We start from the raw sequence: 20,384 nt of genomic DNA on the forward strand, positions 1-20,384 counted from the left end.
TTGGTATTGATGATGAACAATAGTTTGGTACATGCTCAAGCTAAATCTACTTTTCAAAATCCTATTTTAAAAGGTTTTTATCCGGACCCATCAATTTGTAGGGTGGGAGACGACTATTATATGGTTACCTCAAGTTTTGAGTATTTTCCAGGAGTGCCCATTTTTCACAGTAAAGATTTAGTGAATTGGCAGCAAATTGGTCATGTTTTAGATAGGCCATCTCAATTAAATTTAGATAAAATTCATCCCTCTGGGGGGATTTTTGCACCTACCATACGTTATCATAAAGGAACTTTCTACATGATAACCACCTTAATTACCAATAAAAACAATACAGGGACAAATTTTTATGTAACAGCAAAATCTCCTGCTGGTCCTTGGTCTGAGCCTAATTGGTTAAAAGATGCACCAGGTATAGATCCATCTTTGTTTTTTGATGATGATGGAAAAGTATATTATACAGGAAACAGAACTCCTGATGATAAACCAACTGGTTCTAAGTACAGACAAATTTGGATTCAAGAATTAGATACCGCAAAGAAACAATTGGTGGGTAAAGTTACCGTTGCTGTAGAAGAAGGTGCTTTACATCAAGCAGTAGTGGCAGAGTCTCCGCACATGTATAAAAAGGACGGTTATTATTATATCATGATTGCCGAGGGAGGCACTGGAATAGACCATGCGGTAACCATTTTTAGAAGTAAAATCCACTTGGGCCTTATGAAGGAAATAAGAAAAATCCTATCATTACACATCGTCATTTAGGTAAGCAATATCCTGTAGCTTGTATAGGGCATGCAGATTTGGTAGAAACACAGCAGGGCGAGTGGTGGATGGTGTTACTAGGCGTTAGAACCTACGGCGGTTTTCATTATAATTTGGGCAGAGAAACATTTCTTACGCCCATTAACTGGCAAGAAGATTGGCCTGTTGTGAATATAGGAGTTGGTAAAGTCTTACTTGAAGAAAGAAAACCTAATTTACCAGCCTTCACAGCTAAAAAAGAAAATACTTTTGATGATTTTAATAGTGATAGCTTACATTACTATTGGAATTTTTTACGTACGCCTAGAGCTAAATTTTGGTCTTTAACAGACAAGAAAGGCTATTTAGCTTTACAGTTAAGGCCGCAATCTTTAGTTGATATCGCTCAACCTTCTTTTATTGGAAGAAGACAGCAAGACACCTCTTTCTTTGCAGAAACAAAAATGCTTTTTGAGCCTAAAGCAGCACACGAAAGTGCTGGTTTGGTAGTCATGATGAACAATAATTTCCATTTCAGGATAGAAAAGATATTAGAAAACAGCAAGCTTTATCTAAAACTCATCAGAAGACATGCTGGAAAAGAGGAACTTTTGGCTAAGCAAGAAGTTTTAAAAGGAGAGCTTGTTATAGGTGTTAAAGCTATCGGTCAGGATTACTTTTTTTATGTAAAGCAAAACGATAAAACCGTTTTTCTAAAAGAAAATGTTGATGGCAGAACGTTAAGTAGGGTAAATACCGGAGGATTTACCGGAACATATATAGGTTTATATGCCTCATCAAATGGTTTATCATCAAAAAATAAAGCATTTTATGATTGGTTAAACTATCAGCAAATAAAATAATCCAACATCATATGAAACCTAAATTTTTAGCTTTTTTAAGCTTAAGTTTCTTGTTTTTAACAACTGTTATTGCACAAGAACAAAAGAAACCAAATGTTTTATTCATTGCGGTAGATGATTTAAAACCTTATTTAAACTTTTATGGCTATGCGGCTGTAAAATCTCCAAACTTAGATAAGCTTGCGGAAAGAAGTACCGTTTTTATGAGTAATTATTGCCAACAGGCAGTATGTGCCCCAACAAGAGCAAGCTTATTAACGGGGCTACGCCCAGATAGAACTCAGGTTTGGGATCTAAAGACACTCATCAGAGATAAAGTACCTCAAGTAGTTACTTTGCCACAACTTTTTAAAGAAAATGGCTATACCACAGCTGCATTAGGCAAAATATTTGACCAAAGAAGTGTTGATAAAAAGCATGATGAAATCTCTTGGTCTGAGCCTTATAAAAACAAGTTTAAGTTTCCTGATGCTTATGGTGCACCAGTAGCTGGTCATTATCAAAATCCAGAGCTTAAAAAGAAATATGGCGATATATTAGAAGAAACACCTAATAATCCTAATGTGAAAGAGAATATTAAAGTTTCCACAGAGGCTTTAGATATTCCAGATGAAGCTTACGCTGATGGTGCTATGGTAACAGAAGCTATAAAAGATTTAAAAAAATACGGCAGCGCTGGCAAACCTTTCTTCTTAGCAGTAGGGATTCGTAAACCACACTTGCCTTTTGTGGCTCCAAAAAATATTGGGATTTGTATGATAGAAGCAAAATAGAACTTGCAAAATGGCAAAAGCCATCTATCGATGGACCTGCTATAGCTTATCATAATTCTGGCGAATTAAGAGGATATAATGATATTGTACCTTTAAACGCTGATGCAGAACAGCTAAGTTTAAGCGAAGATAAGCAGCGAGAACTTATACATGGTTATTACGCAAGTATCAGCTATATAGATGCACAAATAGGAAGGTTGCTTAATGAGTTAAAAGCATCTGGACTAGATAAAAATACCATTGTTATTCTTTGGGGAGACCACGGTTGGCATTTTGGCGACCATAGCCTTTGGAATAAGCATTCTACTTTTGAGCAAGCTACAAGAACCCCTTTAGTGATTGCCTTACCTGGCCAGAAAGAAAAATTGATGTACCAACATCCTACAGAGTTTGTAGATGTTTATCCAACTTTGGCAGAGCTAGCTCAAATTAAAACCCCTCAAGGTCTTGATGGTAAAAGTTTAGTTCCTGCTTTAAAAGGAGTACAAACGCCAATCAAAGATTTTGCGATTAGCCAATATCCACGTAAAGATAATCATATGGGTTATGCCCTAAGAACCAAAAAATACCGTTATGTAGAGTGGGTTAAGGATTTTAGAACAACAGGCAATTTTAATGCGGCCAATGTAAATGCTATAGAGCTGTATGATTATGAAAAGGACCCTCTAGAATCAAAAAATGTTGCTAACGACCCTACTTATAAAAAAATAAAAGAAGAGTTAAGCAATAAGATGCATACCTTTTATGCAGAACAAGCAGCAAAAGTTAAAAAATAAGCTAACCATCAATATATCTCAAGAATGAAAAATTTAAAATTATTAGTAAGTGTTGTATCGCTAGGGTTTTTAAGTGAAGTTTCTTATGCTCAGGATGTTAAGAATGCTTTTGCCCATGCCGAGCTACAAGCAACAGAAATGCTAAAGCAAGTGAAGCTGGCAAAAGAAAAAACTCCTGTTAACAGTAAAAATGAAGCTTTAGTTTCACCGCGTACTTTAGAAGATGGCGAACTTAAACTAGTTCCATCAAGAGACTGGACAAGCGGATTTTTCCCAGGTGAGTTATGGTATTTATACGATTATACTAAAAATCCTAAATGGTTAAACGCGGCAAAAGCTTTTACTGCTGATATTGAAAGAGAGAAACTAAACGCAACCACCCACGATATGGGTTTTAAAGTGTTTTGCAGTTTCGGAAATGCCTACAGATTAACAAATGATAGTTACTATAAAGATGTTATCATACAATCTGCTAAGACATTAGCCACAAGATTTAATCCTAAAGTTGGCGCTATCCGCTCTTGGGATCATAATACAGATAAATGGGATTTTCCTGTAATTATAGATAACATGTTAAATCTTGAGCTTTTATTTGAAGCTACCAAGCTAACAGGCGATTCTTCTTTCCATAAGATTGCTGTTACACATGCTAATACAACCTTAAAAAATCATTTCAGACCAGATTATAGTACTTATCATGTTATTGCCTATAACCCACAAACAGGTGCTGTAGAAAAGAAAAACACACATCAAGGTTATTCACATGAATCTGCATGGTCTAGAGGGCAAGCTTGGGGATTATATGGTTATACTTTATGTTATCGATATACAAAAGATAAAGCTTACTTAAAACAAGCAGAAAATATCGCTAAATATATCTTTACACATAAAAACCTACCGGCAGATTTAATTCCTTATTGGGATTTTGATGCCCCTAAGATTCCAAATGAGCCTAGAGATGTTTCTGCTGCAACAGTAATAGCCTCAAGTCTTTACGAGCTTAGTAAATACAGCAATAAGAGTAAGTTTTATGTAGATAAAGCCAACACCATGCTAAAAATTTAAGCACAAAATACATCGCTCCAAAAGGTACTCATAAAGGTTTTGTATTGTTAAACAGCACCGGGTCTAAGCCACACAATGGCGAAATAGATGTACCTATTATTTATGCAGAATACTATTATTTAGAAGCTTTATTAAGATTTAAAAATTTATAAGATGAGAAATTATAAGAGAAGATATTTAGGTTTTGCTACCCTATTGGTTGCTTTTACTTTTATAGCAGCAAGTTTTCAAACACCTAAAAATGTTTTAATTATTGGCGATTCTATTTCTATAGGATATACACCATTTATTCAGAAAGCTTTAACAGATGTTAATGTTGAGCATAATCCCGGTAACGGAGGCCCTACTACAAGAGGCGTACAAAACATAGAAAAATGGCTGGGAGATAGAGAGTGGGATGTGATAACCTTTAATTTTGGTTTACATGACATGGTTCATAGAGATTCCTCAAACAAATATGATGTTGTAAAAGGTAAAATCAGTGTTCCTTTAGAGGATTATAGAAAAAACTTACAAGCCATAGTAGATAAGTTAAAAGAGACTACAGCAACTATAATTTTCATCAATACTACAACAGTTCCAGAAAATGCAGCTGGCAGAAAAGTAGAATCTCCTGCACAGTATAATAAAATTGCTTTAGAGGTCATGAAAAAGAATAAAATAGAGGTTTTAGATCTTTATAAAACATCATTAACAGTACATCCGGCAAACTCTAAACCAGGTAATGTACATTATACAGAGCAAGGTTACGAGCTATTAGCTCAACCTATTACCGATAAAATTAAATCACTTTTAAAGAAATAACCCATGCTCAGCAACATAAAAATCGTCAAAGCTATGCGTCCAATCCATAAAATTGGTGTTGTATTATTAAGTTTAATGGTACTCTCTTTTACGTATTACAAAGAGTCAAAATTTTATAGCGTTAATAAAGACGGAAGTCTAACCTTTAAGCCCGATGAGAAAGGAAATATCATTCCTGATTTTAGCAGGGTAGGGTACCACATGGGAGATAAAGAAATTCCTGATGTTAAAGTAGTTAGAACCATTTCGCCTGCTGGCGATGGAAGTAGCCAAGAAATTATTCAAAAAGCTATCAATGAAGTTGCGGCTATGAAGCCTGATAAGGATGGGTTTAGAGGTGCTATTTTACTTAAAAAAGGAGTTTATAAAATCTCAGGAGCCATCACTATAAAAAACAGTGGAATTGTTTTAAGAGGCGAGGGTAATGATGCCAACGGAACAAAATTAATTGCTACCGGTAAAGATAGAAGAGTACTTATACAAGTTTCTGGCGAAGGTGCGCCTAGAGAGGTAAAAGGTTCAAGAACTGCTGTAACAGAAGATTATGTGCCTGTAGGTAGGTTTTATGTGGAGGTAGAAAAGCCAGAAAATTTTAAAGTTGGTGATGAAATTATCATTTATAGACCAGGTACTGATGCTTGGATTAAAGACTTGCAAATGGATAAAATTATAGAAAGACCTGGTACTGTACAATGGGAGGCAAAAGGCTATAATTTAACTTTTGAGCGAGCCATTACCGCTATAAAAGGTAATAAAATTTATATCAACCAACCTATTGTAATGCCTTTAGAGAAAAAGTATGGTGGTGCAGAAGTTTATAAATTTACTTTCGCAGGAAGAATACAAGAAGTAGGTGTAGAAAATATATTATTCGAATCTGAATATGCTTCAGATACAGATGAGGAGCACTCTTGGAAAGCCATAGAATTTGATAAAATCGATAATGGATGGGTAAGAAATGTTATATCTAGATACTTTGCAACTTCTTGTGTAAATGTGGATAGATATGCTAGATATGTTACCGTAACAGATTCTAAATGTTTAGATCCAAAATCGGTTATTACCGGAGGTAGAAGATATAGTTTTAATGTTGATGGTGCTTTTAATTTGGTTAAAAACTGCGAAACTACAGAAGGAAGACATGATTATGTTAGTGGCGCTAGAACCATGGGGCCAAATGTGTTTTACAATTGCAAAGCATCTAATACCCATGCAGATATTGGCCCGCACCACAGATGGTCTGCCGGTGCTTTGTACGATAATATTGTAACAGATGGCGAAATCAATGTACATGACCGTGGTAATTGGGGTTCTGGACATGGTTGGGTAGGTACTACCCAAGTTTTATGGAATTGTACTGTAAAAAGAGCTGCCGTACAAACACCATGGATTTCTGGTAAAAATTACTGTATTGGTTTAGTTGGACAAAAATATGCTGGTCGTTTAGAGGGTAAGCCCGATGGAGAATGGGAAAGTTTAGGTCAACATGTTAATCCGCAATCATTATACATAGCTCAACTAAAAGCTAGAAAAGGCAATAGATAATTTCAATACTGTTATATTTATAAAATAAACTTTATCCAAAAAGGGTAAAGTTTATTTTTTGTATGATGAAAAAGCTATTTACCCTATTACTGCTGACATTAATCAGTCAGAAATTTTACGCACAACAATTACCAGCGCCAGAAAAGCAAAGAAGCTATATGGTGAAGGCAATGTTGCAAATTGCCGACCCGGTTTTGCAAGCGCTTAGTAAAAACGAGCTAAAACAAACCATGCCTGTTGAGGCTAAGTCTCCAAACAATGCAAAATGGACTCATTTAGAAGCTTTTGGTAGAACCTTAGCTGGTATTGCACCTTGGTTTGCCTTAGGCGCTGATGATTCTTCGGAAGGAAAATTAAGAGCGAAATATATTCAATTAGCACAGTTGTCGCTTAAAAATGCTACTGATGAAAATGCTAAAGACTATCTCAATTTTACTGATGGTGGCCAACCTTTGGTAGACGCAGCTTTTCTTGCACAAGCTTTATTAAGAGCGCCAGACCAATTATGGAAACCTTTAGATAAGCAAACACAAGCTAATATTATTAAAGCTCTAAAGACTACTCGTAAAATTAAACCTTATTACAACAATTGGCTTTTATTTAGCGCAACAGTAGAAGCTGCCTTACTTAAATTTGAAGGTAGTTGCGATTTAATGCGTGTGGATTATGCCATAAAAGAACATTTAAACTGGTATAAAGGCGATGGTGTTTATGGCGATGGACCAGATTTTCATTGGGATTATTATAACAGTTTCGTTATCCACCCGATGTTTTTAGATGTGTTACAAACGCTTATAGGCGCAGGCATTAAAGAGCAAGAAACTTATGCTAAAGAACTTAAAAGAGCAGTACGTTATGCCGAAGTTCAGGAACGTTTAATAGCTCCAGATGGTACTTATCCTGTTATAGGACGCTCTATGGCTTACCGTTTCGGAGCTTTTCAGCTATTATCACAAATAGCTTTGATGAAGGCCTTACCTAAAAATGTATTGCCTCAGCAAGTGAGATGTGCTTTATATACCATGGTTAAAAATCAAATAGAGGCACCAAATACTTTTGATAAAAATGGTTGGTTAACCATTGGTGTTTATGGGCATCAGCCAGAACTTGGCGAAACTTATATTTCTACCGGTAGCTTATACCTATGCTCTGAAGTGTTTTTGGTTTTAGGTTTGCCTAATACTGATGATTTTTGGGCAGCACCCAATGCCAATTGGACATCTAGAAAAGTGTGGTTTGGTGAATCTATTGCTATAGATAAAGCTTTGAAGGATTAGGAGGCTAGGAGATAAATATTTTATATATTCCTGAAATTTCTTTTGAATAATAGTAACTTATAAGTTACCTTTGTTGAAATGAAAGTAAGAGAAGTTGTAGCTTTTAAAGATTATTTTGAAAATTTCTTACGTGAACAACCAATTAAAGTTCAGGATAAGATTTTTAAAATTATTGAAGCTATTGAAACTCTGGAAAGAGTTCCCTCTAATTATTTGAAATTCTTAGTTGGAACAAATGGCCTTTATGAAGCAAGAATTCAACTGGGTTCAAATATTTGGCGTGTGTTCTGCTTTTTTGATGATGATAAGCTTGTAATTCTTCCTAATGGCTTTCAGAAGAAAACTCAGAAAACACCAAAGAACGAAATTCAAAAGGCTCTTCATTTAATGGATGAATATTTTAACTCAAAAGTGTAAGAACATGGAAACAAAAAGTTGGAAAGAGATTAAAGATACGGTTTACGGTATTAAGGGTACAGAAAGAAGAGATGAGTTAGAAAGAGATGTTGAAGGTTTTAAAATAGGTTTATTACTTCGTAAAGCTAGAGAGGATAAACATTTAACTCAATCTGAATTAGCAGACTTAGTAGACAGGAAAAGAGAATATATATCCAGAATAGAAAATAACGGTAGTAACTTAACTTTAAAAACCCTTTTTGATATTGTAGAAAAAGGGCTAGGAGGTAAGGTTAAGATATCTATTGAGCTTTGAAAATAAGCGAAATAGTGCTATCAAAGATAGCATTAATTAAGTCCTGAACATTGCTAGCTTATTAAGCATTCAATAATTTATTCCACATTTGTTCATCAACGGGAATACCTCTTTCGGTGTTTTCTTTTCTGATGTGCAGGGTTCTTTCTCCGGGATAGTAAATTTCTTGTCCTTCAATAGTTTCTGCGGATTTGGTATAAGCCACAATTTCATCAATGATATTTTGGCTGTTTGGGAATAGCTTGGTATTTATACACATATAAACTTGTGAAATACCCGTTTCTTTATCGCTTTGGGTAATTTTAGCGGTAGAAGAGCCTCCGCTTAAAATGCTAACCAGCAAATCTAGCATAATACTTAATCCAGAGCCTTTCCACATACCAACAGGTAAAGTTCTTCTGGTTTTATATATAGCTGATGGATTTTTAGTCAACTCGCCATTAGCATCATAACCACCAAAATAGGGTAGCTCTTGCTCTTTAAGTTTGTATTCCTGAAGTTTCCCATAAGAAAACTGCGACATTGCCATGTCTAAAACAATATGTCCGTTTGGATGCGGTACTGCAATAATAAGTGGATTGTTACCAATAGTTGGTTTTTTTGCGCCCCAAGGAGGCATTATAGCAATGGTATTGGTAAAACTGATACTGATACAGCCAGCATCTGCTGCTTGCCAGCCATAAGTGCCGCCACGCATCCAATGGTTAGTATTTTTTAAGGCTATACAAGCTATGCCGTTTTCTTTAGCAACATCAATAGCTCTTTGCATACAAAAACTAGCGTTAAGCATACCTGGTCCAAAATTACCATCCCATTGTTCTAGTAAACCGTATTTGGCAATTTGTGTTGGCTCAGCATCAACATTTACCAAACCTTGTTTTACATAGTCTGCAAATACTTCAAACCTGTTTAAACCATGAGAATAAACGCCATCTAAACTGTTATTCGTGAAAATTTGGGCACATGCTTGGGCTTTATCATCCTTAAACCTAGTTTTTTTAATACCCTTACAATTTCCTGATAAAGTTCTTGATAGCTTACTCTTTTCATGTTTTAAAATTAATATTTTAATCTCCTTTAAAAAACAAAAACCCGATTGTTATTTCTAGCAATCGGGTTTATGAATATCAAAATTGAAGCTTATTTATAAAGTGCTTCTTTTTGTTCTTTTATGGTTTCATTAGTGATGTATTCATCGTAACTCATCAATTTATCAAGACCACCTTTTGGCGTAAGCTCAACAATTCTGGTGGCTACAGTTTGCGTTAACTCATGATCTCGTGAAGTAAATAGAACTACCCCCTTAAAATCAACCATTCCGTTGTTTAATGCCGTGATAGATTCTAAGTCTAAGTGGTTAGTTGGCTCATCCATCATCAAGACATTGGCACCTTCTAACATCATCTTAGAGAACATGCAACGCATTTTTTCTCCTCCAGATAAAACACTACATTTCTTTAAAACTTCTTCACCAGAGAATAACATCCTACCTAAAAAACCTCTAATAAAAGTTTCGTCTTTATCTGCCAAAGAATATTCTCTTAACCAATCGATAAGATTTTCTGTTTTACCATCAAAAAAGCCGTGGTTATCATTAGGTAAATAAGCAGGAACTACGGTAACACCCCATTTAAACTCGCCTTTAAAATCTTTATCATTACCAGAGATGATATCGTAAAAAGCATTGGTAGCCAAAGAGTTTTGAGAAAGAATAGCAATCTTGTCTCCTTTGTTTACAGAAAAGCTTACATCTTTAAATAAACCTCCCCATTTACAATTTTAGTAAGATTTTCTACTTGTAAAACCTGGTCGCCAAGCTCTCTTTGCATCTGGTTAAACATAATGCCAGGATACTTTCTGCTTGATGGTTTAATTTCATCAATATTGATTTTTTCTAAAGCTTTTTTACGACTGGTAGCTTGCTTAGATTTAGAAGCATTGGCAGAGAAACGTCTGATAAATTCTTGTAACTCTTTAACCTTATCTTCCATTTTCTTGTTCTGGTCTGAACGTTGTTTTAAAGCCAACTGAGAAGACTCGTACCAGAAAGAATAGTTACCCGTAAAGATATTCATCTTACTAAAGTCTATATCTACAATATGGGTACAAACGGTATCTAAGAAGTGTCTATCGTGAGAAACCACTAAGACAATGTTTTGGTAGCCTGCAAGAAAATCTTCTAACCAAGCAATGGTATCAATATCCAAATCGTTGGTAGGCTCATCCAGAATCAAAATATCAGGGTTGCCAAATAAAGCCTGAGCAAGTAAAACCCTTACTTTCTCATTACCATCTAATTCTTTTAATAATTTATAGTGTTTATCTTCCGTGATGCCTAAATTGCTCAATAGGGTAGCAGCATCGTTTTCTGCATTCCAACCATTCATTTCTGCAAAAAGATTTTCTAGCTCTCCAGCTCTTACACCATCGGCATCAGAAAAATCTTCTTTCATGTAAATGGCATCTTTCTCTTTCATGATTTCGTACAGCTCTTTATGCCCTTGCAATACGGTTTCTATCACGGTAAAATCATCAAATGCATAATGATTTTGGTTTAAAACAGCCATACGTTCGCCCGGAGTGAAACTTACAGAACCGCTGGTTGGGTCTACTTCGCCAGCAAGTATTTTCATAAAGGTCGACTTTCCAGCTCCGTTAGCGCCAATTACACCATAGCAATTGCCATGCGTAAACTTGAGGTTAACATCTTCAAAAAGTGTGCGTTTTCCAAAACGTAATGATAAATTAGAAACAGTAATCATGTAAAATCCTTATTTTGCGCAAAGGTAAGGTTTATCTGTGATAAATAAGGCTGGCTTTTATATTAATTGATGGATAAAGAACAATACTGTCCTAAACGTTTATGAAAACATCAAAAGTAACGCAATAGCTTAAAATTTATGAGATAAAAATAGATTTCAGAAAAGAACCCCTTGAATAACTTGTTTATCTTTTAGCTCATCGGGTTCTTCAAAAGGCCTATCGAGCCAATTCTGTAGATTTATTTTCACAAATATGTTAAGTCTGATAAATGCGATAAGGTTGGAGAGCTGCCATCCATATTTAGCCATTGCTTTAAGTGCTTTAAGGATGAGGATGGTAATTAGCGCTGTCCATATCTGTATCATCACGGCATTTTCTGTGGTTCCGATAAATGATTTGATATGCAGGTTCTGTTTGATCTCTCTAAAAAAGATTTCAATCTGCCATCTGCTTTTATAAAGCTCACTGATGGTGTTTGCTGTCCAATACATTTGATTGGTAATAATTTCTATAGTTTGTTCATTTTTATCATCCCAAACAGCCACTCTTCTTAAGTTTTTGGGATAGCTGTCCTTTGATTTTGCGGTTTTAAGCTCAATAATCTCGTCAATCAGGATATTCTTATGCCTGTTCTCCGGCAATATATTTTCCTTAACTGTAGTATATTGGAGGTTTTCTTTATGTCTGATCACAAAAATACGCCGTTGCTGTCCCAAACATTCAGCAGGGCAAAGTCATTATAGAATCGGTCTGCAACAATAACACTTCCTTTGTGTAAAGGCACATCATAAGCTCCTTTGTTATCCGCAGTTTTGCCGTTGGTAATATTGACATATGCTGGTAGATTGCCATCATAATCAAGCAGAGTATGCAGTTTAACCGCTCCTTTAGCTGTTTTGTACCTGGCCCAATCAAATAGAGAAAGACACAGACTGATAGTAGTGGAGTCTAACAGGAAGATTTTGGACTTAATCCTGAACTTTATTTGTTTAAAGCCTGCCTGCTGTCCCAAACTTTCTAACAGTATGAAATAATAGGACTTGAAGATGTTATAGTCCCTGTGCTTGTTCTGATAGCTTACACTAGATTTAGATGGAGCTTTTTGAATACCTAAATGATTGAGGTTGCCAGTAGCTGAACGAAGACCGTTACTAATATCACGTACCGATTGGCTTTTGGCAAACTGGCAGAACAACATCGATACTAGATGTGTCCAGCTTGTATAACCTTTATTATGTTTGTCGCTCTGAGATGTAGATACCAGTTTGTTGAACTTTGAACGCTCAAGTTTTGATATGATTTGGGAGAATAGTGTTACATTTACCATTGAGAAAGGGTTTGTTTTTTTGCACCTCAAAGGTAACGATGAGTTAAAACTTTCCTTTCTCCTTTTTTATTCGTTTAGGACGCTATTGGATAAAGAACAATTAACCAACTTTTTAAAGCATCATTACCAGAAGCAAAAAACTATTGATTTAGCTAAACAGGTAGAAAGTGGCTCCATCAGTATAAATGATGTTTTGCAGCTTTGCTTTCATCAAAATCAACAAATTGCTTTTAGAGCGGCTTGGCTTTTAGAATATGCAGAAATTGCAGCCCCTGATGTTTTTAAAGAACTAGTTCGACATTTTCTCGAACTTTATAAAACTACGGATAACGCTAGTGTACAAAGACACTTTTCTAAAATAGGCATGCGATTGGTGCATCGCAATTGGAAAGATTTTTATCAATTAACAGCTGAAGATTTAAGCGCCTTATTAGAGCCATCTTTTGATTGGTTGATAAACCCTAAAGTGCCAGTTGCTGTAAAATGTAATTGCTTAGATATCATTTATGCACTTTCTGATGAGCAAGATTGGGCTTTAGAAGAACTTAAAGTTGTTTTGCAAGATTTTTTAACTTCCTCTTCTCCGGCTTTAATCTCCAGAGCAAAACGGGTTTTGTATAAAATAAAGAGGAAAGGGCAAAGGGGTTAAAAATAATACGCTCTGCACTTTCCTTTTCTTAAAATATTTAAGCGGTTAATACCTGCTTTTTAGTCAAAAGTTCATGGTAAACACCATCCCAAAGTTGTATTCGTTTTTGTAATGATGCTATGGTTGCCGTTTTAGCTTCTTCCCAATATTGCTCATCATCTCCACATAAATTGGCGGTCATTTGTAAAGCTAAATGACTGTGATGATCTCCATCAACTTCTATGTGTCTTTCTAAGTAATATTTGAAAATAGAGATATTATCCGGGAATTCTTTATTGATATCGTTAATGATAGACATAAACATTCCCGGAATTAAATCTTCTCGTCCAAACGTAAAAATTGCCGACTGTAAATGACTTTTTTGGCTGGCAATGGTTTCAAAAGTGAAGTTTACAAAAGCTTTGGCAGCTTCCGGAGTATGTGCAATATCAAAAGCTTGATTTAAATCTTTGCCGCTTTTTAATGCATCAATAAAAGTATTGATTTCGCTTACATCGGCACCGCATTGTTGCATGGCATCTAAGTAAATTTCAAAATGACTTTTACGTACACCATGCATATCCACATCCGATTCTTCGCCAACCACAATTTCATTAATAAGAAAACGCGTATCAGCATCACCAACCGGAAACCAAGGTGTATTTACACAAGTAAGGTTGTTTTGTAGGGTTTTTAAGAGCGACATAAAATCCCATACAGCATAAACATGGTATTGCATAAAGAGCTTTAAATCATCTAAATCTTTAATAAGATGATAAACTTTATGGTTGATAATTTCTTGTCTTAGGGGCTCTATTTCTTCCTGAATTTTTTGAATGTGATGTTGCATGTTCCAATGTTTAAGATTCTTTAATCATCAGTTTAAAAACGAGAGTATGAGGGTATTGGTTTTAAAATTATCTAGATTTACCACTTAGAAAACCATTTACTATCGGCATAAAAAGTTCCGAAGGGTACTAATGAAACCAGAAAAGCTAAAGTCATTTGCCAGAATTTCCATTTTAAAACATAGCTCACTCTCAGCAAAAGCAATACGTAAAGCACAAAAAGAAGTCCGTGTGCCATGCCCACTACATAATTGGGTTGTGGCATAGCAAACTGATATTTCAAAATCATGGTGAAACCTAGTAAGATATAAGACCATCCTTCTAAAATGGCTATAGATCTAAATTGTTGGAGTGGCGTTTTAAATTGCATGTTATAATTGTTCTGAAACTCTTTTAAAAATGAAGGCGCTTAATCTTTTATTAATTTCTGATGCGTTTTGTAAATAAAAATCTAACTCTTGGGATGTTAAAAATCCGGCTATTACGCCAAATAACAATGTTTTTAGTTGGATGTTTGATTTTAATGCTTGTTGTAAGAGTTTAACCTTATCTAAGCTTTGCTGCTGAGAGAAATTCTTGTAGTTTTTCTGTAAGAAATCTGTACAAATACGTAATAAAACATCATTCTGAACCTTTAAAACGGCTCTTAAGGTAAAGTTTTGGAACTTGCTTAAATCTTCCCTTATGCTTTCAGGGTTTTCAATAACAATTTCAGGTCTGTTATGTAACAGAAATTCGTCTCGGTTCATCTTAAATTAATTTTTTAGAAAGCTTTTGAAAACGTAAAAAAAGGAGAATACTGGCTACCAATAAGCCCAAAGTAAGACCTATCCAAATACCACTTACACCAAAATTTAGTGTTATACCTAAATAATAGCCAACCGGTAAGCCAAATACCCAATAAGCCATAAAAGTAATAAGAGTAGGTAAGTTTACATCGCCCATACCTCTTAAAATGCCTAAGCCAACTACTTGTGCGCCATCAAATAATTGGAAAATAGCAGCTATCAGTAATAAACCTGCCGCAATTTCTATAACAGCGGTATCTTTAGAATAAAAAGCAGGTAAAATATTGTTTAGTCCCATAAATAGGGCTGCTGTTATACTCATGAAAATCAAAACAATGTGGTAACTGCTAATGGCAGATAAGCGTAGGTATTGGAAGTCGCTTTTGCCAAAATTATTTCCGGTTTTAATGGTGGCTGCCGCCGATATTCCGCTGGCCATCATATAAGTTGTTGCCGCTAAATTGATAGCAACTTGGTGCGCAGCTTGCTCCACAGCGCCAATGGTTCCAATTAAAATAGCGGCCCCACTAAAAGCACTCACTTCAAAAGTGTATTGCATGGCTGTTGGTGCACCTTGCTTAAATATTCTTTTTAACCTGATTTTATCAATAAAATTCCAAACAAAGTTTTTAAGATATTTTCTGAAGTGAACCGACTTGAATACATAAATCACCATCACAATAGCCATAATACTTCTATCAATAAGCGTACTGTAGCCAACACCTTTAACACCCATGGGACTGATACCAAATAAACCTTTTACAAAGATTATCCCTAAAATAATATTGATAACATTACCCCAAATAGAAATCATCATGGCTTGTTTGGTAAAGCCTAATCCTTCTGCAAACTGCTTAAAAGTAAGAAATACCATTAATGGGATAACAGATAAGCCTAATAAATTGAGGTATGGTTTTGCATGGTAAACAACTTCCGGAGATTGGTCTAAATGGTCTATAAACAATACCGAACCAAAGTAAATGAAGCAAAACAAAGCAATACCGGTAAAGATATTGATGATTAAACTATTGCTTAAGAGCTTACCACATTCTTCAAAATTGTTTTTACCGTTTTCCTGAGCTACCAAAGGGGTTAAGCCATACGAAATGCCAATACCCAATACCATGATAATCATGAAAATACTGTTGACTAAAGAAACAGCAGCAAGGGGAATAGTGCCAGCAAACTGACCAACGATAATACTATCTGCCGTGTGTACTAAAGTATGCCCTAATTGAGAAATCACTACCGGAATAGCCAGCGTTAAATTCTCTTTATAGTGAGGTTTATATTTATTGTAAATTCTTTTCATGTTGTAAACCTCTTTAAGAGGCTGTATAAAATTCTTCTTTTTCTGTTGTATGTACCCTTATTACGCCCGATAAAATAAGATTAACCATAATTCTTGATGCTCTTCTTCTAGAGATATTAAGTATTTGCGCATATTCTTTAAGCGTGATACGCTCGTTTTCCTCCAAATATTCTAAAAGGGCTTTTTCTTTAGAAGAGTAAGCAATCATAACACCTTCCTCATCTTGTTGTTTGCGCAAAACATCTACAACAATTTTGCTAGCCAACACACTTTTATCTTTTACCCTAATGTAAACCCACCATTTTTGGTCTTCGCCAAGTGCATAATGTGGCTTGGTATCGCTAGAGGCTATAGAAACTACTAGCACCAATTTATCATCAATATAAACTTCCTCAAAAATGGGCTCTAGCATAGGTTTTGCATAAAAAGTACATGCTTTTTCAATCATGTACTTTTCTTCATCTTCTGCTTTTACACCTTTAATTGTTCCATCATCGGCCACGCCAATTAATAATTTACCACCCTTGTTGTTAGCAAAAGAAACCATGGTTTTAGCAATTTTCTCGCAAGAGGTGATGGTTCTTTTAAAATCCAATGCTACACCTTCGCCTTCAAAAATTAGCTGCTTAATATGGTAGGGTCTCAGCATGTTAATGGGTTTGATAGGGTGTTAAAATCTCTAAAAATCTATCTGCTGACTTTAAAGGTTCAAAACCGAATTGCTTGTATAAACTATGTGCATCTAAAGTAGCTAATAGCCATCTTTTTATTCCTTTTAAATCATCATTATTGATGATGCTTTGCACCAACCACTTAGATAAACCTTGTTTTCTATAATCGGGTAAAATAAATACATCGGCTACATAGGCAAAGGTACTTTCATCAGTAATTAAACGAGCAAAACCTATTTGCTTTTGCTGATGATAAAGTCCGTAACAGATAGAATGCTGAATAGCTTTTTCTAAACGTTCTTTGCTGATACCTTTAGCCCAATAAGATTCTTGACTCAAGAAATTGAATATCATCTCAAAATCTAGCAAAGATTTATCTGTAGAAATGCTGAAGCCTTTTTTTAGGAAGGTATCATCATTCATAAAAGTTTTTATGATTCCCATCTAATAAGCAATTGTGTGGTGTTCTCCCTGATATAAATTTCTAACGTAAACCTCATTACTTACCACTGCACAAACTTCTCCTTTTTTGTTGGTCATAGATATGGGTAATGCTTTTACAAATTTACCTACTGTTTTAAGCTGATGTTCTGCTTCTGCAATATCTTCATCAGAAATAGAAATTTTAAAATATAAATCTGTATTGCCAGGTTTTAAATATTGTATATGAGCGCTTTTGAGCCAAACTCTAGTTTTATAGCCTTTTTTTCTGAAAATCTGATCAAAAAGTAAAGCATAAAAAGGGTCTGATGCGCTAAATATAGTACCTCCAAAAATGGTTTTATTGTAATTGGTATTAAAGATGCTTTTGAAGATTTTTACCTCTACCGATTTAAAATCGCTTCCAAATTTTTGCACCCAAATCCTTTGAAAGAATAAGGGAGGGTAAAACCTGAGCGCCCACTTTAAAGTTTTTGGAGATACTTTCATGAAGCATAAATATCTATAATATAAACAGCACCATAAAATTTAGCCCGCTTTATGAGCTAAATTTTACAAAGCCTTATTGGATGTCTTGCATGCTAAAGTAGTTGCGCTGAGTTTTTACTTCTGTAATTAGAGCATCAAATTCTTGCTGATAATCAAATTGTAAATCTTCATCTAGCTTAGGAATAAGCTTGTAAATTCTTTTTAATTGTCTGTATAATAAACCAATAAGCGGTTTGTGGCTGGTATGGCTTATTCCGGTATTTAAAAACAGTTGGCAAAAGTGTATGCCTAAGTCTAGCTCAAAAACTTTATTCCCCATAAACTTAATATGCTTATTCATAATTCTGATGGTTTTGCGTAGCACCTTGGTGCAGGTATAATCAGAATAGGGGAGTTTCTTAAAATCTTCGTCTAACAACTTTTTTACATCTTCAACATAATCATCTGCTCGCTCGTTAAAAAAGAGTAGAAAGTTTAGTAATTCTTTATTCTCCGTCTTGTATTTGGCTAATCTTAAACAATATTCTGCCAAAACCTCTTTGGGTAATTCTTGTAGCTCTTTTCGTATCAGATTTAATTTCGGGGCTTCCATCAGGATATGCTTTTGTGCTGTAAGCCAAAATAGTTACTTTTGTTGAATTCCCAACAAGCAATGCATGAAATTTAAAGCAAGTACTTTATTTACGCTCATCACTATTTTTGTAGCGGCACTTCTCACCTTATTAAATCATTATCAAATAGCAGCTATAGACAGCCAGGTTCTTATTGGCTTTAGATGGTTAGCCATTGTAGGTTTGTTTTTATATGGTTTGAGAAAAAAATCTTTAACATCATGGATATTAATATCTATGGTAGTTGGGGCCGAGATTGGAAATGACTTTCCTAACATCGGGATGGAATTACAGGTTTTAAGTAAGGTGTTCCTTAAAATGATTAAAACTATTGTAGCGCCTTTATTATTTGCCACTTTGGTTTTCGGTATTGCCGGACACTCAGATTTAAAACAAGTAGGTAGAATGGGATGGAAATCTCTGGTTTATTTTGAAGTTGTTACCACCATCGCACTTTTCTTAGGTTTAGCTGCCATAAATATTTCTAAAGCAGGTGTGGGCATTGGTAATCCACCGGGTGTTGCCGAGGAACTTCCTAAAGTAGAGGCACAAACCACTTCGGATATTATTTTACATATTTTTCCAGAAAACGTTGCCAAATCTGTAGCAGAAGGTCAGGTATTGCAAATTGTAGTTTTTAGTATCTTATTTGGTATCGCTTTAGCGATGGTAAGAGAAGATAAACGTCAGCCTATGTTGAAGTTTACAGAAAGCTTATCAGAGGTAATGTTCAAATTCACCAATTTGGTAATGTATTTTGCTCCTATTGGGGTTGGTGCAGCCATAGCTTATACCGTAGGACATATGGGCTTAGGTATTTTGGTGAATTTATTTCAACTATTAGCCACCTTATATGTTGCTTTAATAGTGTTTCTAATGGGCGTTTTATTCCCAATAGCACTTATTGTAGGTGTTCCTATTAAGAAGTTTTTAAAGGCTATTGCCGAGCCTGTGTCTATCGCATTTGCCACTACAAGTTCAGAAGCGGCTTTACCAAGAGCTATGGAAGCTATGGAGCGCATTGGTGTACCACGTAAAATTGTTGCTTTTGTGATGCCTACCGGTTATAGTTTTAATCTGGATGGTACCACGCTTTATTTATCTTTAGCAGCTATATTTGTGGCGCAAGCCGCCGGAATGGAGTTTAGTTTTGGGCAGCAATTGGTTATTGTGTTTACTTTAATGTTAACCAGTAAAGGTGTTGCAGGCGTACCTAGAGCTTCATTGGTAATATTATTAGGCACAGCGGCTTCTTTTGGGATGCCTGTATGGCCAATATTTATCATTTTAGGTATAGATGAACTGATGGATATGGCCCGTACATCTGTAAACGTAATAGGAAACTGTTTAGCCACCGTAGTGATAGCTAAATGGGAGGGCGAGTTTGATGAAAATGCAAATAATGAAGAGATAACCACGATATGAGTAACAAATCAAAAAAAATATTCTTAGCATTAAGTATTGTAGTGCCTTTTCTTTTATACTGTGTTTTTTACTACAGTAAAATGATTAGTAATGCACCTTATAAGTATTCCGAGTTTACTTCTATCACCTTAAAAGCGGGTTTAGGAAAAAACTATGAGAAGACTTTTAACTCTAAAACTCAAGATTTTCAATATGTGAATGTTAACGATTCGCTAGTGAAAACAAAAGTGAGATTAAATAAAGACGATTTGCTTTTCTTGCACAGAAAAGCTGCTGAACTTGGCTTTTGGGATTGGCCAGAGCAAATGATAGGTGATGAAACAGGTAAATCTCCGCGTTATTATTTAGAATATGAATACGAGCGCAAGAAAAAGTTTATAGAGATAGACGCTGATTATAACGAGAATACCAAATTAAGAGACGCTGCTTTACAATTGGTAAAAACGGTAGACCAAGCAATTTTGGATGCTCAAGACAGAGAAATTAAAGTAAAATAAAGGGGAAAATTAATTGATTAATAGC

Annotated in this window: 21 protein-coding genes and 3 pseudogenes; 13 read left to right on the forward strand and 11 right to left on the reverse strand. The window is 35.2% G+C overall.

What is annotated here, in order from left to right; translation table 11 throughout:
• Positions 1-12 precede the first annotated feature (12 nt).
• From FYC62_RS17230 to FYC62_RS04295, 10 genes and pseudogenes are all read left to right on the forward strand, one after another.
• Positions 13-869: pseudogene (locus FYC62_RS17230) on the forward strand (family 43 glycosylhydrolase); the annotation flags it as partial.
• Positions 870-932: 63 nt separating this feature from the next.
• On the forward strand, positions 933-1,607 hold the full coding sequence (locus FYC62_RS17235; RefSeq protein ID WP_240534875.1) for a beta-xylosidase family glycoside hydrolase: 675 nt from the start codon (positions 933-935) through the stop codon (positions 1,605-1,607).
• 11 nt (positions 1,608-1,618) lie between these two features.
• A complete protein-coding gene (locus FYC62_RS04260; protein WP_149074051.1) occupies positions 1,619-2,380 on the forward strand; it encodes a sulfatase-like hydrolase/transferase in 762 nt (253 codons plus the stop codon).
• Positions 2,359-3,156, forward strand: a complete 798-nt coding sequence (locus FYC62_RS04265) for a sulfatase-like hydrolase/transferase (RefSeq protein WP_149074052.1) — start codon at positions 2,359-2,361, stop codon at positions 3,154-3,156. The genes FYC62_RS04260 and FYC62_RS04265 overlap by 22 nt, the downstream gene beginning before the upstream one ends.
• A 24-nt stretch (positions 3,157-3,180) precedes the next feature.
• Positions 3,181-4,221, forward strand: a complete 1,041-nt coding sequence (locus FYC62_RS04270; protein ID WP_317131516.1) for a glycoside hydrolase family 88 protein — start codon at positions 3,181-3,183, stop codon at positions 4,219-4,221.
• Between the two features lie 153 nt (positions 4,222-4,374).
• Positions 4,375-5,025, forward strand: coding sequence for an SGNH/GDSL hydrolase family protein (locus FYC62_RS04275; RefSeq protein WP_149074053.1), 651 nt, complete (start codon positions 4,375-4,377; stop codon positions 5,023-5,025).
• 3 nt (positions 5,026-5,028) lie between these two features.
• Positions 5,029-6,570: a hypothetical protein gene (locus FYC62_RS04280; protein ID WP_240534813.1), complete on the forward strand. Its 1,542-nt coding sequence runs from the start codon at positions 5,029-5,031 to the stop codon at positions 6,568-6,570.
• A gap of 62 nt (positions 6,571-6,632) precedes the next feature.
• Positions 6,633-7,847 carry a DUF2264 domain-containing protein gene (locus FYC62_RS04285; RefSeq protein ID WP_168199381.1) on the forward strand — a complete coding sequence of 405 codons (1,215 nt, stop codon included), beginning with the start codon at positions 6,633-6,635 and terminating at the stop codon, positions 7,845-7,847.
• Between the two features lie 78 nt (positions 7,848-7,925).
• Positions 7,926-8,264 carry a type II toxin-antitoxin system RelE/ParE family toxin gene (locus FYC62_RS04290; protein ID WP_149074054.1) on the forward strand — a complete coding sequence of 113 codons (339 nt, stop codon included), beginning with the start codon at positions 7,926-7,928 and terminating at the stop codon, positions 8,262-8,264.
• Between the two features lie 4 nt (positions 8,265-8,268).
• A complete protein-coding gene (locus FYC62_RS04295; protein WP_149074055.1) occupies positions 8,269-8,559 on the forward strand; it encodes a helix-turn-helix domain-containing protein in 291 nt (96 codons plus the stop codon).
• A gap of 61 nt (positions 8,560-8,620) precedes the next feature.
• Here FYC62_RS04295 and yiaK read toward each other — a convergent pair whose 3' ends face one another.
• The 3 genes and pseudogenes from yiaK to FYC62_RS04310 form a co-directional block, all read right to left on the reverse strand.
• Positions 8,621-9,514 carry a 3-dehydro-L-gulonate 2-dehydrogenase gene (gene yiaK / locus FYC62_RS04300; RefSeq protein ID WP_240534876.1) on the reverse strand — a complete coding sequence of 298 codons (894 nt, stop codon included), beginning with the start codon at positions 9,512-9,514 and terminating at the stop codon, positions 8,621-8,623.
• Between the two features lie 185 nt (positions 9,515-9,699).
• Positions 9,700-11,321: pseudogene (locus tag FYC62_RS04305) on the reverse strand (ABC-F family ATP-binding cassette domain-containing protein).
• Between the two features lie 156 nt (positions 11,322-11,477).
• Positions 11,478-12,649, reverse strand: a pseudogene (locus FYC62_RS04310) (IS4 family transposase).
• Positions 12,650-12,734: 85 nt separating this feature from the next.
• On the opposite strand from FYC62_RS04310, the gene FYC62_RS04315 reads away from it, so the two are divergent.
• On the forward strand, positions 12,735-13,298 hold the full coding sequence (locus tag FYC62_RS04315) for a hypothetical protein (protein WP_149074057.1): 564 nt from the start codon (positions 12,735-12,737) through the stop codon (positions 13,296-13,298).
• A 37-nt stretch (positions 13,299-13,335) separates the two neighbouring features.
• Here FYC62_RS04315 and FYC62_RS04320 read toward each other — a convergent pair whose 3' ends face one another.
• From FYC62_RS04320 to FYC62_RS04355, 8 genes are all read right to left on the reverse strand, one after another.
• Entirely contained in the window at positions 13,336-14,127 is a 792-nt protein-coding gene (locus tag FYC62_RS04320; RefSeq protein ID WP_149074058.1) for a DUF3050 domain-containing protein, read from the reverse strand.
• A 77-nt stretch (positions 14,128-14,204) separates the two neighbouring features.
• Positions 14,205-14,495, reverse strand: a complete 291-nt coding sequence (locus FYC62_RS04325) for a DUF3817 domain-containing protein (protein WP_039453175.1) — start codon at positions 14,493-14,495, stop codon at positions 14,205-14,207.
• Between the two features lies 1 nt (position 14,496).
• Entirely contained in the window at positions 14,497-14,874 is a 378-nt protein-coding gene (locus FYC62_RS04330) for a hypothetical protein (RefSeq protein WP_149074059.1), read from the reverse strand.
• A gap of 1 nt (position 14,875) precedes the next feature.
• Positions 14,876-16,225, reverse strand: coding sequence for an MATE family efflux transporter (locus tag FYC62_RS04335; RefSeq protein ID WP_039453169.1), 1,350 nt, complete (start codon positions 16,223-16,225; stop codon positions 14,876-14,878).
• 13 nt (positions 16,226-16,238) lie between these two features.
• Positions 16,239-16,874 carry an RNA-binding domain-containing protein gene (locus tag FYC62_RS04340; protein ID WP_149074060.1) on the reverse strand — a complete coding sequence of 212 codons (636 nt, stop codon included), beginning with the start codon at positions 16,872-16,874 and terminating at the stop codon, positions 16,239-16,241.
• A 1-nt stretch (position 16,875) separates the two neighbouring features.
• A complete protein-coding gene (locus FYC62_RS04345) occupies positions 16,876-17,340 on the reverse strand; it encodes a GNAT family N-acetyltransferase (protein ID WP_149074061.1) in 465 nt (154 codons plus the stop codon).
• On the reverse strand, positions 17,341-17,826 hold the full coding sequence (locus FYC62_RS04350; RefSeq protein ID WP_039453163.1) for a DUF4442 domain-containing protein: 486 nt from the start codon (positions 17,824-17,826) through the stop codon (positions 17,341-17,343). It lies immediately after the preceding gene.
• Positions 17,827-17,899: 73 nt separating this feature from the next.
• Entirely contained in the window at positions 17,900-18,418 is a 519-nt protein-coding gene (locus FYC62_RS04355) for a hypothetical protein (RefSeq protein WP_149074062.1), read from the reverse strand.
• Positions 18,419-18,482: 64 nt separating this feature from the next.
• Here FYC62_RS04355 and FYC62_RS04360 point away from each other — a divergent pair, with 64 nt between their 5' ends.
• Both FYC62_RS04360 and FYC62_RS04365 read left to right on the forward strand, forming a co-directional pair.
• Positions 18,483-19,862: a dicarboxylate/amino acid:cation symporter gene (locus FYC62_RS04360; RefSeq protein ID WP_039453160.1), complete on the forward strand. Its 1,380-nt coding sequence runs from the start codon at positions 18,483-18,485 to the stop codon at positions 19,860-19,862.
• Entirely contained in the window at positions 19,859-20,359 is a 501-nt protein-coding gene (locus FYC62_RS04365; RefSeq protein ID WP_052176946.1) for a hypothetical protein, read from the forward strand. Before FYC62_RS04360 ends, FYC62_RS04365 begins: the two co-directional genes overlap by 4 nt.
• Positions 20,360-20,384 lie beyond the last annotated feature (25 nt).

The organism is Pedobacter aquae, from assembly GCF_008195825.1.
In the GTDB taxonomy this organism is placed as follows: Bacteria; Bacteroidota; Bacteroidia; order Sphingobacteriales; family Sphingobacteriaceae; genus Pseudopedobacter; species Pseudopedobacter aquae.

Coding starts and splice junctions, on each gene's coding strand:
- FYC62_RS04275 (WP_149074053.1), top strand. CDS start 4,375: ATGAGAAATTATAAGAGAAGATATTTAGGTTTTGCTACCCTATTGGTT.
- FYC62_RS04345 (WP_149074061.1), bottom strand. CDS start 17,340: ATGGGAATCATAAAAACTTTTATGAATGATGATACCTTCCTAAAAAAA.
- FYC62_RS04295 (WP_149074055.1), top strand. CDS start 8,269: ATGGAAACAAAAAGTTGGAAAGAGATTAAAGATACGGTTTACGGTATT.
- FYC62_RS04280 (WP_240534813.1), top strand. CDS start 5,029: ATGCTCAGCAACATAAAAATCGTCAAAGCTATGCGTCCAATCCATAAA.
- FYC62_RS04325 (WP_039453175.1), bottom strand. CDS start 14,495: ATGCAATTTAAAACGCCACTCCAACAATTTAGATCTATAGCCATTTTA.
- FYC62_RS04335 (WP_039453169.1), bottom strand. CDS start 16,225: ATGAAAAGAATTTACAATAAATATAAACCTCACTATAAAGAGAATTTA.
- FYC62_RS04320 (WP_149074058.1), bottom strand. CDS start 14,127: ATGCAACATCACATTCAAAAAATTCAGGAAGAAATAGAGCCCCTAAGA.
- FYC62_RS04290 (WP_149074054.1), top strand. CDS start 7,926: ATGAAAGTAAGAGAAGTTGTAGCTTTTAAAGATTATTTTGAAAATTTC.
- FYC62_RS04270 (WP_317131516.1), top strand. CDS start 3,181: ATGAAAAATTTAAAATTATTAGTAAGTGTTGTATCGCTAGGGTTTTTA.
- FYC62_RS04260 (WP_149074051.1), top strand. CDS start 1,619: ATGAAACCTAAATTTTTAGCTTTTTTAAGCTTAAGTTTCTTGTTTTTA.
- FYC62_RS04330 (WP_149074059.1), bottom strand. CDS start 14,874: ATGAACCGAGACGAATTTCTGTTACATAACAGACCTGAAATTGTTATT.
- FYC62_RS04355 (WP_149074062.1), bottom strand. CDS start 18,418: ATGGAAGCCCCGAAATTAAATCTGATACGAAAAGAGCTACAAGAATTA.
- FYC62_RS04350 (WP_039453163.1), bottom strand. CDS start 17,826: ATGAAAGTATCTCCAAAAACTTTAAAGTGGGCGCTCAGGTTTTACCCT.
- FYC62_RS04365 (WP_052176946.1), top strand. CDS start 19,859: ATGAGTAACAAATCAAAAAAAATATTCTTAGCATTAAGTATTGTAGTG.
- FYC62_RS04360 (WP_039453160.1), top strand. CDS start 18,483: ATGAAATTTAAAGCAAGTACTTTATTTACGCTCATCACTATTTTTGTA.
- FYC62_RS04285 (WP_168199381.1), top strand. CDS start 6,633: ATGATGAAAAAGCTATTTACCCTATTACTGCTGACATTAATCAGTCAG.
- FYC62_RS04340 (WP_149074060.1), bottom strand. CDS start 16,874: ATGCTGAGACCCTACCATATTAAGCAGCTAATTTTTGAAGGCGAAGGT.